General features: G+C 72.2%; 13 protein-coding genes. 9 read left to right on the top strand and 4 right to left on the bottom strand.

Features of this window, described 5'->3' with window-relative positions; all coding sequences use genetic code 11:
* Positions 1-822, bottom strand: an 822-nt coding sequence (locus tag FRCN3DRAFT_RS45240; protein ID WP_007519495.1) for an ABC transporter ATP-binding protein, incomplete at its 3' end; no start/stop codon positions are given.
* 314 nt (positions 823-1,136) lie between these two features.
* Positions 1,137-2,102, bottom strand: a complete 966-nt coding sequence (locus FRCN3DRAFT_RS0219195; RefSeq protein ID WP_007519497.1) for a RecB family exonuclease — start codon at positions 2,100-2,102, stop codon at positions 1,137-1,139.
* Between the two features lie 282 nt (positions 2,103-2,384).
* Here FRCN3DRAFT_RS0219195 and FRCN3DRAFT_RS0219190 point away from each other — a divergent pair, with 282 nt between their 5' ends.
* Positions 2,385-3,563 (top strand): site-2 protease family protein, encoded by a 1,179-nt coding sequence (locus tag FRCN3DRAFT_RS0219190; RefSeq protein WP_035924938.1) that lies wholly within the window; start codon positions 2,385-2,387, stop codon positions 3,561-3,563.
* Between the two features lie 181 nt (positions 3,564-3,744).
* On the top strand, positions 3,745-4,776 hold the full coding sequence (locus FRCN3DRAFT_RS45235; protein WP_007519501.1) for a tRNA (adenine-N1)-methyltransferase: 1,032 nt from the start codon (positions 3,745-3,747) through the stop codon (positions 4,774-4,776).
* Positions 4,777-5,001: 225 nt separating this feature from the next.
* On the opposite strand, the gene FRCN3DRAFT_RS0219180 is transcribed toward FRCN3DRAFT_RS45235, so the two are convergent.
* Positions 5,002-5,298 carry a ferredoxin gene (locus FRCN3DRAFT_RS0219180; RefSeq protein WP_342435334.1) on the bottom strand — a complete coding sequence of 99 codons (297 nt, stop codon included), beginning with the start codon at positions 5,296-5,298 and terminating at the stop codon, positions 5,002-5,004.
* Positions 5,299-5,443: 145 nt separating this feature from the next.
* Here FRCN3DRAFT_RS0219180 and arc point away from each other — a divergent pair, with 145 nt between their 5' ends.
* From arc to prcA, 6 genes are all read left to right on the top strand, one after another.
* Complete coding sequence (gene arc / locus FRCN3DRAFT_RS0219175) at positions 5,444-7,252, top strand: proteasome ATPase (RefSeq protein ID WP_007519505.1); 1,809 nt, start codon at positions 5,444-5,446, stop codon at positions 7,250-7,252.
* Between the two features lie 140 nt (positions 7,253-7,392).
* Positions 7,393-8,913, top strand: a complete 1,521-nt coding sequence (gene dop, locus FRCN3DRAFT_RS0219170) for a depupylase/deamidase Dop (RefSeq protein WP_269799831.1) — start codon at positions 7,393-7,395, stop codon at positions 8,911-8,913.
* Positions 8,914-9,433: 520 nt separating this feature from the next.
* Positions 9,434-9,652, top strand: coding sequence for a ubiquitin-like protein Pup (locus FRCN3DRAFT_RS0219165; protein ID WP_007519508.1), 219 nt, complete (start codon positions 9,434-9,436; stop codon positions 9,650-9,652).
* Positions 9,653-9,979: 327 nt separating this feature from the next.
* Positions 9,980-10,756, top strand: coding sequence for an endonuclease VII domain-containing protein (locus FRCN3DRAFT_RS45230; protein ID WP_158072956.1), 777 nt, complete (start codon positions 9,980-9,982; stop codon positions 10,754-10,756).
* A complete protein-coding gene (gene prcB, locus FRCN3DRAFT_RS0219150; RefSeq protein ID WP_007519511.1) occupies positions 10,732-11,559 on the top strand; it encodes a proteasome subunit beta in 828 nt (275 codons plus the stop codon). The genes FRCN3DRAFT_RS45230 and prcB overlap by 25 nt, the downstream gene beginning before the upstream one ends.
* A gap of 1 nt (position 11,560) precedes the next feature.
* Positions 11,561-12,301 (top strand): proteasome subunit alpha, encoded by a 741-nt coding sequence (gene prcA, locus FRCN3DRAFT_RS0219145; protein ID WP_007519513.1) that lies wholly within the window; start codon positions 11,561-11,563, stop codon positions 12,299-12,301.
* Positions 12,302-12,418: 117 nt separating this feature from the next.
* Here the strand turns inward: prcA and FRCN3DRAFT_RS0219140 are convergent, their stop codons facing one another.
* Positions 12,419-13,153: a dienelactone hydrolase family protein gene (locus FRCN3DRAFT_RS0219140; RefSeq protein ID WP_007519514.1), complete on the bottom strand. Its 735-nt coding sequence runs from the start codon at positions 13,151-13,153 to the stop codon at positions 12,419-12,421.
* A gap of 210 nt (positions 13,154-13,363) precedes the next feature.
* Between FRCN3DRAFT_RS0219140 and FRCN3DRAFT_RS45225 the strand changes: the two genes are divergently transcribed.
* The coding region (locus tag FRCN3DRAFT_RS45225) for a hypothetical protein (protein WP_198536002.1) at positions 13,364-14,774 on the top strand (1,411 nt) is incomplete at its 3' end.

The following is a 14,774-nucleotide window of genomic DNA, read 5'->3' as shown; positions in this document are numbered from 1 at the left end:
GCGCGGTGGGGCGGTGCCCCGGCGGGCCGGGCGGCCGCGGCCCGGCTGGTCCAGGTTCTTCATCCGGTCGAGCACCGCGTCCGCGGTCGGTTCGAGCATCGTGTCCACGATCCGGCCGTCCGCGAGGAAGATCACCTCATCGGCGTAGGAGGCGGCCTTCGGGTCGTGGGTGACCATCACCACCGTCTGCCCGAGCTCACGGACCGAGTCGCGCAGGAACGACAGGACCTCGGCGCCGGAGGCGCTGTCCAGGTTGCCGGTCGGCTCGTCGCCGAAGATGATGTCCGGCCGGGTGACCAGCGCCCGCGCGCAGGCGACCCGCTGCTGCTGGCCGCCGGACAGCTCGGTCGGCTTGTGGTTCAGCCGGGGCGCCAGGCCCACGGCGTCGACGACCAGCTGCATCCACTTCTTGTCCGGCCGGCGCCCGGCGATGTCGAGGGGCAGCGTGATGTTCTCCGCCGCGGTCAGCGTCGGCAGCAGGTTGAACTGCTGGAAGATGAAGCCGATGCGGTCGCGGCGCAGCTGGGTCAGCTGCCGGTCCGACAGGCGCGAGAGCTCCACGTCGCCGATGAACACCCGGCCGCCGCTGACCGTGTCGAGGCCGGCCAGGCAGTGCATCAGCGTCGACTTGCCCGAACCGGACGGCCCCATGATCGCCGTGAACCGGCCCCGGGGGAAGTCCAGGTCGATGCCGCGCAGCGCGGTGACCTCGGTGTCCCCGGAGCCGTAGACCTTCGTCAGCCGCTCCGCCCGGGCGGCCAGGCGCGGCCCACCCGAACGGCCCGCCGCGTTGTCGGCGGCCCGTCCGCGCACTGGGCTCATCGGTCTTCCTTTCGCGCGCCCTGGAGTTCGATGGCCGGCGCCGACCCGGCAGGGACCCCGGCCGGGCCGGGAGCGCCGCCGCGCCGCCAGGGTGTCGGACGCCTAGCTCGCCCGTTTGGTTGACCGGCCACCGGTTGGCCGGCCGTCGTCTGGCCGGTGGCCGCGTGGCGGGTCGGGGGTGTCCCGGTCACCCTCGGCCGCGGGCTGGCCACCAAGGCCGGCCCGGCCGGGGACGAACGATCGCAGACACGCCGCACCTACGCATCGTGCCTGATTCCCCTGGGCCGGCGGCGCCCGCCCGGCCCTGGCGACCGCTACCCTTCCGCCTCGCAGACGGCCGGGGCGGTGTCGTCGACCAGCGGAGCCTGGGGCAGCGGTGGCGGCGTTCCGCCGAACGCCGGGCAGCGGGACTGGTGGTCACACCAGCCGCACAGCTTGCTCGGCGTCGCCCGCCAGTCGCCGGTGCGGTGCGCCCGCGCGATCGCCGCCCACAGCGCCTGCACCCGCCGCTCGGTCGCCAGCAGGTCGTCGACGTCCGGGGTGACCCGCAGCCAGGTCCGGTCCCCCAGGTAGTACAGCCGCAGCTCCCTGGGCACCACACCCCGCGTCCGCCACAGCAGCAGCGCGTAGAAGCGCATCTGGAACAGCGCCGTGTTCTCGAACGCCGGGCCGGGGGAGCGCCCCGTCTTGTAGTCGACGACCCGCAGCGCCAGGCCGTCCGGCGTCGGCGCCTCGTCGAGCCGGTCGACGTAGCCGCGCAGCCGCAGCCCCGAGTCCAGCACGTGCTCCACGTAGAGCTCCCGCGCGGCCGGGGCGAGCCGGCGCGGGTCCTCCAGCGCGAAGTAGCCGGCGAGCAGCTCGCGCGCGGACGCCAGCCACGCGGTGAGCTCGTCCTCGTCCGCGAACATCGCCGCGACCTGCGGCTCGCGGGCCCGCAGGTCCGCCCACGCCCCCGGCAGCAGCTCGTCGGCCGCCGCCGGGGTACGCCCGGCGGCCGGCAGGTCGAACAGCCGCTCCAGGACGGTGTGCACCATCGTCCCCCGCGTCGCCGCCTGGCTCGGCGGCTCGGGCAGCCGGTCGACGACCCGGAACCGGTACTTCAGCGGGCAGCTGACGAAGTCCGCCGCCCGCGACGGCGACAGCGACCCGATGATCTGCGGCGGCTGCTCCGGCACGGCGGCCGTACTCGGCCCGCCCGTGGTGGGCTGCGCCGTCACGGGCTGCGCTGTCACGGGCTGCGCCGGCGCGGCCTCGGCCGTCGGGTCAGCGGCGGTGCTCATGGCCGCCACCTTAGGGCGCACCTGTGACAGTCCGTCCGCCGAGGTCCGCCCAGCCAGAAGGCGACCAGCCGCCCGCCCGGGCAGCGGCCGACCAGGTCCTCGGCATCCACGGGAACGGTCGGCGAGACCCGCCCGGGACCCGGCCGGGCCACGTCGGGCGGTTCACGCGGGGGCGGCGCCGGGCCATGCCGGGTGAGGATCGGATAAGAAACCGGGCGCTACTGGAAAAGGACGGAGGTTGAACCGGTGGATCGCCGGGGAGGCGGCCGTAGCATCGGTGATATGGCCGACCAGCCCGACGCAACGGGCCCGAACGCGCAGGCTTCCAGCACTCCGCCCGCGCAGCGCCCGCCGGGCTTCCGGATCGGGCGGATCCGCGGCGTCCCAATCTACGTCTCGCCGCTGGCGCTCGTCTTCGCGGTCCTCGTCGCCTCGATCGCGGCCGACTCGCAGCGGACCCGGCTCGACAGCGCGAGCGACTCGCTCATCCTGCTGCTGGCCACCATCACCGCGATCGGCTTCGTCGCCTCCATCCTGCTCCACGAGATCGGCCACGCCCTGGTCGCCGACCGGTTCGGTCTGCGGGTGCGTTCGGTCACCGTGCACGGCTTCGCCGGCTTCACCCAGCACGAGAAGGAGCCGCAGACAGCCGGCCGGCAGTTCCTGCTCTCCTTCTCGGGACCGTTCGTCAACGGCCTGATCTCAGGGCTGTGCTTCCTTGGCCTGCTGGGAGTCTCCTCGCACAGTTCGGTCGGCGTGGTGCTGCTCGACCTGGCGATCACGAACCTGGCGCTGTTCGTGTTCAACCTCGCCCCCGGCCTGCCGCTCGACGGCGGCGGGGTCGTCGTCGCCGCGGTCTGGGGCGTCACCCACAACAGGCTGCGCGGGCTGCGCGCGGGTGCCTACGGCGGCTTCCTGGTCGCCGCCGCCCTCGCGGCCTGGACGCTGCGCGGCCCGATCAACGGCTTCTACACCCTCTACATGCTGGCCCTCGCCGGGTTCATCGGCTTCGGTGCCTACCAGTCGCTGCGCGCCGCCGATCTGCGCGAGAAGCTGCCCGAGCTGCGCGCCGGCCGGCTGATCCGCAAGACGCTGCCGGTCGACGGGTCGGTGCCGCTCGCGGAGGCGCTGCGCCACGCCCAGCAGGCCGGCGCCACCGCCATCTCCGTCGTCGACGCCGCCGGCAACCCCAGCATGATCATGAACGGGGCGTCGGTGGACGCGATGCCCGAGCACCGCCGCCCGTGGGTGGGCATCTCCGAGGTCAGCAGGACCATCGAGCCGAGCATGATCCTCGACGCGGACCTGGGCGGCGAGGAGCTGCTCACCCACATCCAGCGTTACCCGGCGCCGGAGTATCTCGTCACCCAGAACGGCCGGCCCGTCGGCGTGCTCGTCATGGTCGACCTGGTCGCGCGCCTGGACCGGAACGCCGCCCAACGGATGGTGTCCCGCCGCTAGGGCTGGTCTCGGGGGCGCTGAGCGCTCTCGTGGAGGCGCGCCGCACCGCGAGCGGGGCCGCGTGGTCGGGGCGACGGCGGGGCGTCGCCAGCCGGTAACCTGCCGGGACGTCCCGGCCCGAACGGTCGTGGGCGCACAGACGCCACCACACCAGGCAGTACCGGAAGGGAACACGCACCCCGTGAGCGAGACCAGCGACGCCATCCTCGGCGCGGACGACCACGGCGAGGCGGGCGGACCGGCCGGAGCCGTCCTCGCCGCCGCCACCTACCGCCCCACGGGCGAGGCGGCGCGCCGACGGGGGCCGTTCGCGAAGGGGGACCGGGTCCAGCTCACCGACCCGAAGGGCCGCAAGCACACCGTCGTCCTCGAACCGGGCAAGCAGTTCCACACCCACCGCGGCGCGGTCGAGCACGACGCGCTCCTCGGCGCGCCCGAGGGGATCGTCGTCACCAGCACCGGCAACACGCCGTACCTGGCGCTGCGGCCGCTGCTGAGCGACTTCGTGCTCGCGATGCCCCGCGGCGCCGCCGTCGTCTACCCCAAGGACGCGGCGATGATCGTCGGCTACGGCGACGTCTTCCCCGGCGCCCGGGTGCTCGAGGCCGGCGTCGGCTCGGGCGCGTTGTCCTGCTCGCTGCTGCGCGCCGTCGGCGACGGCGGCCTGCTCGTCTCCTACGAGCGCCGGGCCGACTTCGCCGCGATCGCCCAGCGCAACATCGAGGCGTTCTTCGGCGGCCCGCACCCGGCGCACCGGCTACACGTCGGCGACCTCGCCGACGCGGACGAGACCGACATGGACCGCGTCGTGCTCGACATGCTCGCGCCCTGGGAGGTGCTGCCCACCGTGGCGCGGGCGCTGGTGCCCGGCGGGGTGCTGTGCGCCTACGTCGCGACCGCCACCCAGCTCTCGCGGACCGTCGAGGCGCTGCGCGAGCTCGGGCCGTTCGCCGAGCCCGCCGCGTTCGAGACCATGCTGCGCGACTGGCACCTCGACGGCCTCGCGGTGCGTCCCGAGCACCGGATGGTCGGCCACACCGGCTTCCTCGTCACCGCCCGCCGGCTCGCCGACGGCGTCACCGCCCCACCCCGCCGCCGCCGCCCCGCGAAGGGCGCCCTCCCCGAGCCCGACGCCCCCGCCCCCACCCCCGAGACCCCTACCCCCGGGACCTCCGCCCAGGAGACCCCGGACAGGGTGGCCGTGGAGGAGTGACGTTCAGCGGTGGGTGACCGTGCGGCGCGGAGGCGCGCCTCGCGGAGGCCCGGCCCACGAGCGAAGCGAAGTGGGTTGGGACGGAGCGAACCAGAGACAACCTTCTGGCCTGACCCGAACCTGACTGCCCACTTCGCTGCGCTTGTGGGCACACCCCCCGCCTCGGATGGCGGGGCGGGGAGCCGGCGGGCAGAGTGGGGACCCATGCGGCACCGGAGGCGGGCGTCAGGAACCCGGGCCGGCCTCCAGGGTGCCGTCGGGCCGCTCCACGTAGATGCAGTCGCCGGGGCACTCGTCGGCCGCGTCGATGACCGCGTCCACCAGTGTCAGCGGAATCACTACCCGGGCGCCCGGGTCGGTGAGCAGGTCGCCCCCGGTGGTCTTGACGTACGCCAGGCCGTCGATGTCGTGTTCGAACACGGATGGTGCCCGAGTGACGCACAGTCCGTCACCAGTGCAGGCACCCTGGTCGATCCGCACCCGAAGTCCGTTCGAGACACCCGAGTTCGAAGGAGTTGCCACGCGGCTCCGATCGTCTGTCACCATGGCACCGTAACCCGCTGTTTACGACAAAGCCCGGGCCGTCCTTGCGGACCTTGCCTGTCAGCAGCGGTCACAACGGTAGTGTTGGGTGCGTCCCGGTCAGCACGGGGGAGGTGGAGGCGCGGTGTCCGATCCCCGCTCGGGCTCTGGTTCCGATGGGAGCACGGGTCGTCCTGGTGACGCCGAAGCGGCACGAACGTCGGCGTACCAGAAAGAAGTGCACGAGCTCACGACGCAGGTCGCCTTCCTCGAGGAGGAAGTGGCCATGTTGCGACGGCGGCTGTCGGAGTCGCCCCGGCAGGTCCGGGTGCTCGAGGAGCGTCTCGCTGAGATCCAGTCCGACCTGGCGAGCTCCACGGCACACAACGAGAAGCTGGTCGCCACCCTCCGAGAGGCGCGTGACCAGATCATCACGCTCAAGGAGGAGGTCGACCGGCTGGCGCAGCCGCCGAGCGGATACGGGATCTTCCTGACCCCGTATGACGACGGCACGGTCGACGTGTTCACCCAGGGCCGAAAGCTCCGGGTGACCGTCTCGCCGAACGTCGACGTCGACGGGCTGCGGCCAGGCCAGGAGGTCATGCTCAACGAGGCCCTCAACGTCGTCGAGGTGCGGGCCTGGGAGCGGCACGGCGAGATCGTGCTGCTCAAGGAGGTCCTGGAGAGCGGCGACCGCGCGCTCGTCATCGGGCACACCGACGAGGAGCGAGTGGTCATGTTGGCCCAGCCGCTGCTCGACGGTCCGGTGCGAGCCGGCGACTCGCTGCTCATCGAGCCGCGCAGCGGCTACGCCTTCGAGCGGATCCCCAAGTCCGAGGTCGAGGAGCTCGTCCTGGAGGAGGTCCCCGACATCGGCTACGAGCAGATCGGTGGCCTCAAGGGCCAGATCGAGTCGATCCGCGACGCCGTCGAGCTGCCGTTCCTGTACAAGGACCTCTTCATCGAGCACCAGCTCAAGCCCCCGAAGGGCGTGCTGCTCTACGGCCCGCCCGGCTGCGGCAAGACGCTCATCGCCAAGGCCGTCGCCAACTCGCTCGCCAAGAAGGTCGAGGCGCAGAGTGGCGGCGGCAGCGGCCGGGCGTTCTTCCTCAACATCAAGGGCCCCGAGCTGCTCAACAAGTACGTCGGCGAGACCGAGCGGCAGATCCGGCTGGTCTTCCAGCGGGCGCGCGAGAAGGCGTCCGAGGGCATGCCGGTGATCGTGTTCTTCGACGAGATGGACTCGATCTTCCGTACCCGCGGCTCGGGCGTGTCCTCCGACGTCGAGAACACGATCGTCCCGCAGCTCCTCGCCGAGATCGACGGCGTCGAGCTGCTGGAGAACGTGATCGTCATCGGCGCCTCGAACCGCGAGGACATGATCGACCCCGCGATCCTGCGGCCCGGTCGGCTCGACGTGAAGATCAAGGTCGAGCGGCCCGACGCCGAGGCGGCCAAGGACATCTTCGCCAAGTACGTCCTGCCCGAGCTGCCCCTGCACCCGGACGACGTGGCCGAGAACGGCGGCAGCCCCGAGGCCACCGTCCAGGCGATGATCCAGCGGACCGTCGAGCGGATGTACTCCGAGAGCGAGGACAACCGCTTCCTCGAGGTCACCTACGCCAACGGCGACAAGGAGGTCCTGTACTTCAAGGACTTCAACTCCGGTGCCATGATCGAGAACATCGTGGCCCGCGCCAAGAAGATGGCCGTCAAGGACCTCATCGAGGGCGGCGTCAGGGGCATCCGGATGCAGCACCTGCTCCAGGCCTGCATGGACGAGTTCAAGGAGAACGAGGACCTCCCGAACACGACCAACCCGGACGACTGGGCCCGCATCTCCGGCAAGAAGGGCGAGCGGATTGTCTACATCCGCACGCTCGTCACCGGCACCAAGGGCACCGAGGCCGGCCGATCCATCGACACCATCGCCAACACCGGCCAGTACCTCTAGGCCGGTACGCACCATCAGCGACCCGGAGCCGGCCCCCACAGGGGGCCGGCTCCTCGCTTTCTCGGCCAGTCATCGGCTCGGGAGAAAACTGCGGGGCTGTCTGGCCGACCAACCGGCCGCCGACCGCCTACGCTGACAGAGTGAGCGTTCGCCGGATCATGGGTGTGGAGACCGAGTACGGCGTCTCGGTGCCTGGTCAGCCCAACACCAACCAGATGCTCGCCTCGTCGTTGGTGGTGAACTCCTACGCCAACCGGGCGGTGGCCAGCGGCGGCAGCCGGGCCCGCTGGGACTTCGAAGAGGAGTCCCCGCTGCGTGACGCCCGCGGCTTCGAGATGCCCCGCGAGCCGGTCGTCGACCCCTCCGCGCCCGCGAACGAGGACGACCTCGGCCTCGCCAACGTCATCCTGACCAACGGCGCCCGGTTCTACGTCGACCACGCCCACCCCGAGTACTCCGCCCCCGAGTGCACCAACCCACGCGACGTGGTGCTCTGGGACAAGTCCGGCGAGCGGGTCATGGCCGAGGCCGCGCGCCGGGCCCTGCACGTCCCCGGGACCGCCCCGGTGCACCTCTACAAGAACAACACGGACAACAAGGGCGTCTCCTACGGCTGCCACGAGAACTACCTCATGGCCCGGTCGACACCGTTCGGTGAGATCGTCCGCAACCTCACCCCGTTCTTCGTCACCCGCCAGGTCTTCTGCGGCGCCGGCCGCGTCGGCGTCGGCGTCGACGGCCGCACCGCCGGCTACCAGCTCAGCCAGCGCGCCGACTTCTTCGAGGTCGAGGTCGGGCTGGAGACCACCCTCAAGCGCCCCATCATCAACACCCGCGACGAGCCGCACGCCGACCCGGAGAAGTACCGCCGGCTGCACGTCATCATCGGCGACGCGAACATGAGCGAGATCGCCACCTACCTCAAGGTCGGCACCACCGCGCTCGTCCTGTCGATGATCGAGGACAGCTGGCTCACCGTCGACCTGTCCGTCGACGGGCCCGTCGCCGCCCTGCGCGCCGTCTCCCACGACCCGAGCCTTCGCCACCAGGTCACCCTGCGCGACGGGCGGAAGATGACCGCCATCCAGCTGCAGATGGAGTACCTCGAACAGGCCCGCAAGTATGTCGAGGACCGCTACGGCACCGACGCCGACGCCCAGACCGTCGACATCCTCTCCCGCTGGGAGTCCGTCCTCACCCGGCTCGAGGACGACCCGATGACCTGCGCCCGCGAGCTCGACTGGGTCGCCAAGCTCTCCATCGCCGAGGGCTACCGCACCCGCGACAACCTGCCCTGGAACGACCCGCGCCTGCAGCTCGTCGACCTGCAGTACCACGACGTCCGCCCCGACAAGGGCCTCTACAACCGGCTCGTAGCCCGCGGCCGGATGGACCGGCTCGTCACCGAGGAACAGGTCGTCGAAGCGATGACCGAGCCCCCCGTGGACACCAGGGCCTACTTCCGCGGCCGCTGCCTCGCGCAGTACCCGCAGCAGGTCGCCGCCGCCAGCTGGGACTCGGTCATCTTCGACATCGGCCGCGACTCGTTGCAACGCGTCCCCACGCTGGAGCCGCTGCGCGGCACCAAGAGCCACGTCGGCGCGCTGCTCGAGCGCTGCCGCACCGCCGCCGAACTCGTCGACGCCCTCTCCGGCAAGTAGCCCCAACTCCACCCGATCGATCACCGCGCGAGCCCCGGGCCCCTCGGCCCGGGGCTTCGCGGCTTTCTGGGCGCGGAACCATCACCATGGCCACCGTCAGGGCCCCAAGGCGCTGTGGGGCGCGATAGGCCACGCCGTGACAGGGTGGTGACGACAGCGCCGCCTGTGCGCTCCGGCGGGCCACGCGACGCCCTGGCGAGGCCGTGACGTGGCCGAATGGGCGCGGCCGGGAATGGGTAGCCCACGTTGCGCTGAGGGCGGACGTCCGGACGGAGGCCGACGTTCGTGGTGGAGTGATGCTCTCTCGATCCGCCGAAACCAGTCGGTGGACCGGGATAGTGTGATCGCAGGCGACGAGGCCCGGGCTGGTCGACGACATGACTGGCCATCGGTACAGCCGGTGCGGACAGCTCGCCAGACGCCGGCCTGGTCCCCGAACACGGGCCAGGCAGGGTTTGGACGGCGGCGCCGGTATGGACGGGCGGCGCACGCGCGCCGGCCGCGACGACAGGAGGCAGTCATGCCGAGCAAGGACACCAGCGGGGGCCAGACCCACGGCACCAGGCGCGACGACGACATCGAAGAGGTCGAGGTAGAGGAGCGTTCCGCCTCAGACCTGAAGGAACGCCACGAGAAGCTGTCCGAAGACGTCGACTCGCTCCTCGACGAGATCGACGACGTTCTCGAGGAAAACGCCGAGGAGTTTGTCCGCGGTTATGTCCAGAAGGGCGGTCAGTAGCAAACTTCTCACCATATCGGGCTCGATGGCTGTCCGTCAAGTCTGGATGCGCTAGAGCTGTTTGCGCTGGTCACGGTCCCGCTGTAGCTATGTCCCATGATCATAAAGATGTGTCGGGACTGTGGGGTCGAGAAGCCGGCGGACCAGTTCCATGCAGACCGGAAGAGCAGGGATGGCAAGCACAGCTCCTGCATCGAATGTTTTCGGCGGCGCAACCGAGAGCGGTACTACCGGAGGAAGGAAGGCGACCTAACCGATCTCCGGCGAACGATGCGCCCGGCGTCGCCCGGTTTCAAGGTCTGTCCTGACTGCGGAGAGACCAAGGCCGTGTCCAGCTTCGCGGCGGGCAAGACGCGCTCGGACGGCCTGCACACCTACTGCCGGCCGTGCAACAACGCCCGTGGGTACGCGAGCGACCAGCGTCTGCACGGCAGCACTCGAGGCCGGGCGCTTCGAAGTCGATACCGCATGTCGGAGCAGGACCTCGCGGCGATGGTGGCTCGGCAGGGTGGCCTGTGCGCGATCTGCCGGGAGCGGCCGGCTGTGCACGTGGATCACGACCACCGTGCGGGCTGGGTCCGGGGCGTGCTGTGCTTCACCTGCAACGTTGGGCTGGGGAACTTCGGCGACGACGAGGCCCGGCTGCGGCTGGCGGTCCGGTACCTCAGACGCCACCGTCACCAGAGCTCGCCGTCGCTGGCGGCGCAGGGCTTCCAGGTCTGCGTCTCCTGCGCGAAACGGCGGCCGTTCGCGGACTTCGCTGTGCGGCGTAGTGAGCGGCTCGAGGACGGGAGTGATGGTCGTCAGCCCTGCTGCGCGACGTGCGACGAGGCTGACGGCGGTGGCCGCGACATCGCCAACCGGCACGGCCTGACCGTCAGCCAGGTCGGGGCTCTGCTGGCCTCCCAGGGCGGCGTGTGTGCCGTCTGTCGGATTCGTCCGGCGGAACACGTGGACCACGACCACGCGTCCGGCAGGATCCGTGGCATCTTGTGCTTCACCTGCAACACCGGGATGGGCAACTTCGGGGACGACCCGAACCGCCTGCTGCTGGCGGCGAACTATTTGAAGGGGGATGCGTGCCGGATCCAACTAGTGGTGTAGCTGGGCGTCTACCGTCCGTGTTCATGATGCCGGGAACATCGTCGTTCACCGAGTTCCTGTCGCTCGCGTCGCCAGACCTGCTGCCCGGCAACCGGCAACAGCTGCCGGGGCCGGCGATCGAGGTGGCGCACGGGACGACGATCGTGGCGGTGACCTTCCCCGGCGGCGTGATCATGGCCGGTGACCGCCGGGCGACCCAGGGAAACCTGATCGCGACCAGGGACGTGGAGAAGGTGTTCCACGCCGACGAGTACTCGGCGGTCGGCTACGCCGGCACCGCGGGCGTGGGCGCGGACCTGGTGAAGCTGTTCCAGGTCGAGCTGGAGCACTACGAGAAGATCGAGGGCGCGGTTCTCAGCCTGGACGCGAAGGCGAACCGGCTCGGCTTCATGGTCAAGGGCAACCTGCCGATGGCCCTGCAGGGCCTGGCGGTGGTCCCGCTGTTCGCCGGTTACGACCTGGACAGCGGCGCCGGGCGGATCTTCTCCTACGACATCGCGGCGGCCCGGTCGGAGGAGAAGGGCTTCCACTCGATCGGCTCCGGCTCGCTGTTCGCCAGGGGCGCGCTGAAGAAGCTCTACAAGAATGACCTGTCGGAGGAACGCGCCGTCCGGATCAGCCTGGAGGCGCTCTACGATGCGGCGGACGACGACTCGGCTACCGGTGGGCCGGACATGGCCCGGCGGATCTTCCCGGTGGTCGCGTCCGTCACGGCCGACGGGTTCCGGCGGTACGCCGACGAGGAGGTGGGGGCCGTGGTGGATGCCCTCGTCGCCGACCGCATGACGAACCCTGGAGGATGACGTGACCATGCCGTTCGGCGGCTACGCAAGCCCGGAGCAGTGGGTCCGGGACAAGTCCGAGTACGCCCGTAAGGGCATCGCTCGAGGCCGCAGCGTCGTGATCGTCACCTATGCGGACGGCATCCTGTTCGTGGCCGAGAACCCGTCCACGACGCTGCACAAGATCAGCGAGGTGTACGACCGGATCGCGTTCGCCGCGGTCGGCAAGTACAACGAGTTCGAGAACCTGCGGACGGCCGGGATCCGGCTGACCGACATGAAGGGTTACACCTACGACCGGCGGGACGTGACAGGCCGGGCGCTGGCGAACGCCTACGCGCAGACCCTCGGCGCCATCTTCACGGAGTCGGTCAAGCCGTACGAGGTGGAGATCGTCGTCGCGGAGGTCGGGCAGACGCCGGAGTCGGACCAGATCTACCGGCTGACCTACGACGGCTCGATCGCCGACGAGCGGGGTTTCGTGGCGATCGGCGGCCAGTCCGAGCAGGTGAACACGTCGCTGCGTGAGCACCACACCGCCGGCCAGCCGCTGGCGGCGACGTTGCGGGTCGCGGTGACGGCGCTTACCGCCAGCGTCCAGCCCGGCCCCGGTGCGGCGGCGGGCAACGGCGAGCGGGTGCTCACGTCGGCCAACCTGGAGGTGGCGGTGCTCGACCGCACCCGGGCGCGCCGCCAGTTCAAGCGCATCGTGGGCGCCCAGCTCGAGGGCCTGCTCGCGGAGACGGCCGAGAGCCCGGCCTGACGGCGTCTGCGAGGAGATCCCCGCCGGTCCGCGTCCGTGGACCGGCGGGGATTCTTTTTGGCGTCTGTCGTCGGCGTCGGCCGTCGGGGTCGGGCCGCCTCGGCTACGCCGCCTCGGTTACGCCGCCTGGGCGGCGTGCTGGTCGAGGAAGGCGAGGGTGCGCGACCAGGCGTCGGCGGCGGCCTCGGGGCGGTAGACGGCGGCCCGGTCGTCGCTGTGGAAGGCATGGCCGGCGCCGGGATAGCTGACGAGTTCGGTGGGGCTCGCCGCCCCCGCCGCGGCCGCCCGCAGCGCGTTGATCTCCGCCAGCGTGATCAGCGCGTCCTGTTCGCCGTAGAGGCCGAGCCAAGGGGCGCGCAGCGACGGGGCGAGTTCGACGAGCGGCGCGACGCCGTCCCAGTAGGGGGTGGTGACCGCGCCACCGTAGAACGAGACCGCGGCGGCGAGCGGTGCGCGGGCGGCGGTGGCGAGCGCGACGGTGCCGCCCATGCAGAAGCCGATGATCGCGCGGTTGTCCTCGGCGACGCCGGCCTCGCCCAGGTAGGCCAGGGCCGCGTCGACGTCGGCGGCGATGCCCTCGCCGGTGAACGCGAGCATGTCGGTAGCGGCGGTCGCCCAGCCGCCCTCCGCGGGGGTCTGCGCGATCCCCTGCCGGTGGTACAGGTGCGGCGCGGCGGCGAGCCAGCCGGCGGCGGCGAGCCGGGCGCAGACGGAGCTCAGGTACGGCGTGATGCCGCGGGCGTCCTGGATGACGACGACGCCGCCGCGCGGTGCCCCGGCGGGCGCGCAGACGGTCAGTGGCGCGCCACCGGGGGTCGCTACCTCGGTGGGCGTGCTGTGGGCATGGGTCATGCCCCTATCGTCCCCGGCCCGCGGGGACGACCGCGTCCCGCGTGGCGCCCGCCGGGCATGGGCGGGTCGGGGCCGCGTCGGGGCGTCGGATCGCTTTCCGACCATCTGTCGGGACTCTGCCGCCGGTTCGGGGCGACACGCGGCGAGGCGCGTGCGTGCGTGCGCCGACTGCCACAGGATCTGCGCGGACGGTAGCGGACGGTGAGGGCGGTGGGTGCCTGCCAGGGCGGGCGTGCCGCGGGCGGGAGGGGCCGGGTGCTGATGGGCGAGGGGAACGGCCCCGGCGGGGGTGGCGAGCGGGAGCCGGCCTCCGGCCCGGACGGTGGCCGCGGCGGTCCGCGGCACCGCGCGCCTGGCAGGGCCACCGGGCCTGGTGGCGTCCGCGGCCGGGGCACGGGCCCCCGGGGCCCGCGCGCGGAGCAGGCCTGGGCCACGCCGGAGCCGGCGAGGGCGGCCCAGCCCGGGCCGGACACGGTCGCGTACGGGGCGTACGGGGCGTACGGCGCGGACCCGGCGGCGCGGGTCGCCGGCGGCCGTGGGGGACAGGTGCGGCGGCTGGTCGTGCTCGTCGCCGGCATGGCGGTGCTGGTGGGGGTGCTGACGAGTCTGTACGGGTGGACCGTCACCAGCCTGCGCCCGCGTGCCCTGCCGGTGCTGGCGGCCGGCCCGGCCGACGCTGCGAGGGTCCTGGCCGAGCAGCTGTCGGACACCGAGCCGGGCGCGCTGCGGGTGCGGGTGGTCGCCGACGGCGACGCCGCCGACGCGGCGCTGCGGGCCCGGGAGGCGTATGCGGCGTTCGTGATCGGGCCGAGCGGGCTGTCCCTGCACGTCGCGTCGGCGGCGAGCCCGGCGGTGTCGGAGGCGATGCAGCACGGGATCACCCAGGTGGCGCCGAACGCCGAGATCCCGGTGGTGGACGTGGTGCCGAACGCGCCGGCCGACCACGTCGGCGGCGGGCTGTCCGCCGGCTACCTGCCGCTGGTCCTGGTGGTCGCGGCGGGCGGGGTGCTGCTCGCGCGGGCGGCGCCGCGCCGTGGCGCGCGGCTCGCGGGGCTCGTCGGCCTGGCGGTGGCGACGGGGGTGTCCGGGGCGGCGGCGCTGCGCTACGGCCTGGACGTGCTGCCCGGCTCGTATCTGGCCGCGGCCGGGGTCCTGACGCTGCTGGCGCTGGCGGTCGCTGGCACGGTGCTGGGGCTGGGCGCCAGGGCGGGGACGCTGGGCCTCACCGGCGGGTTCGTGTTCTTCGTGGTCGCGGCGGCGCTGTCGGCGTGGTCGTCGGCGCCGGAGATGATGCCGGCGCCGTGGGGTGGCCTCGGGCAGTTGACCCCACCGGGCGCCGGGGTGACGCTGCTGCGTTCCGCGGCGTACTTCCGGGGGGCGGGCGGCGGCGACCCGGCGGCGGTGCTGACGGTGTGGGCGGCGCTCGGGATCGCCCTGGTCATGGTCGGCGACACCCGTGGCTGGCTCGGCGGCACCCGGCGTGCCGAGACGCCGGACGAGGACGACGACGAGGCGGTCGGCTTTCCCGGCATCCCGCTGCCGGTTCCCGGCACGGCGACGCCACCGGTCGTGCCCGCGCCGGCGTCGGGGGTGTGGGCCGGGACGGAGGGCCCGGCGCGGA

This window comes from Pseudofrankia saprophytica, from assembly GCF_000235425.2.
Taxonomy (GTDB): Bacteria; Actinomycetota; Actinomycetes; order Frankiales; family Frankiaceae; genus Pseudofrankia; species Pseudofrankia saprophytica.
Note: the sequence above shows the minus strand (reverse complement) of the source record. Positions and strands in the feature narration are given on the sequence as shown.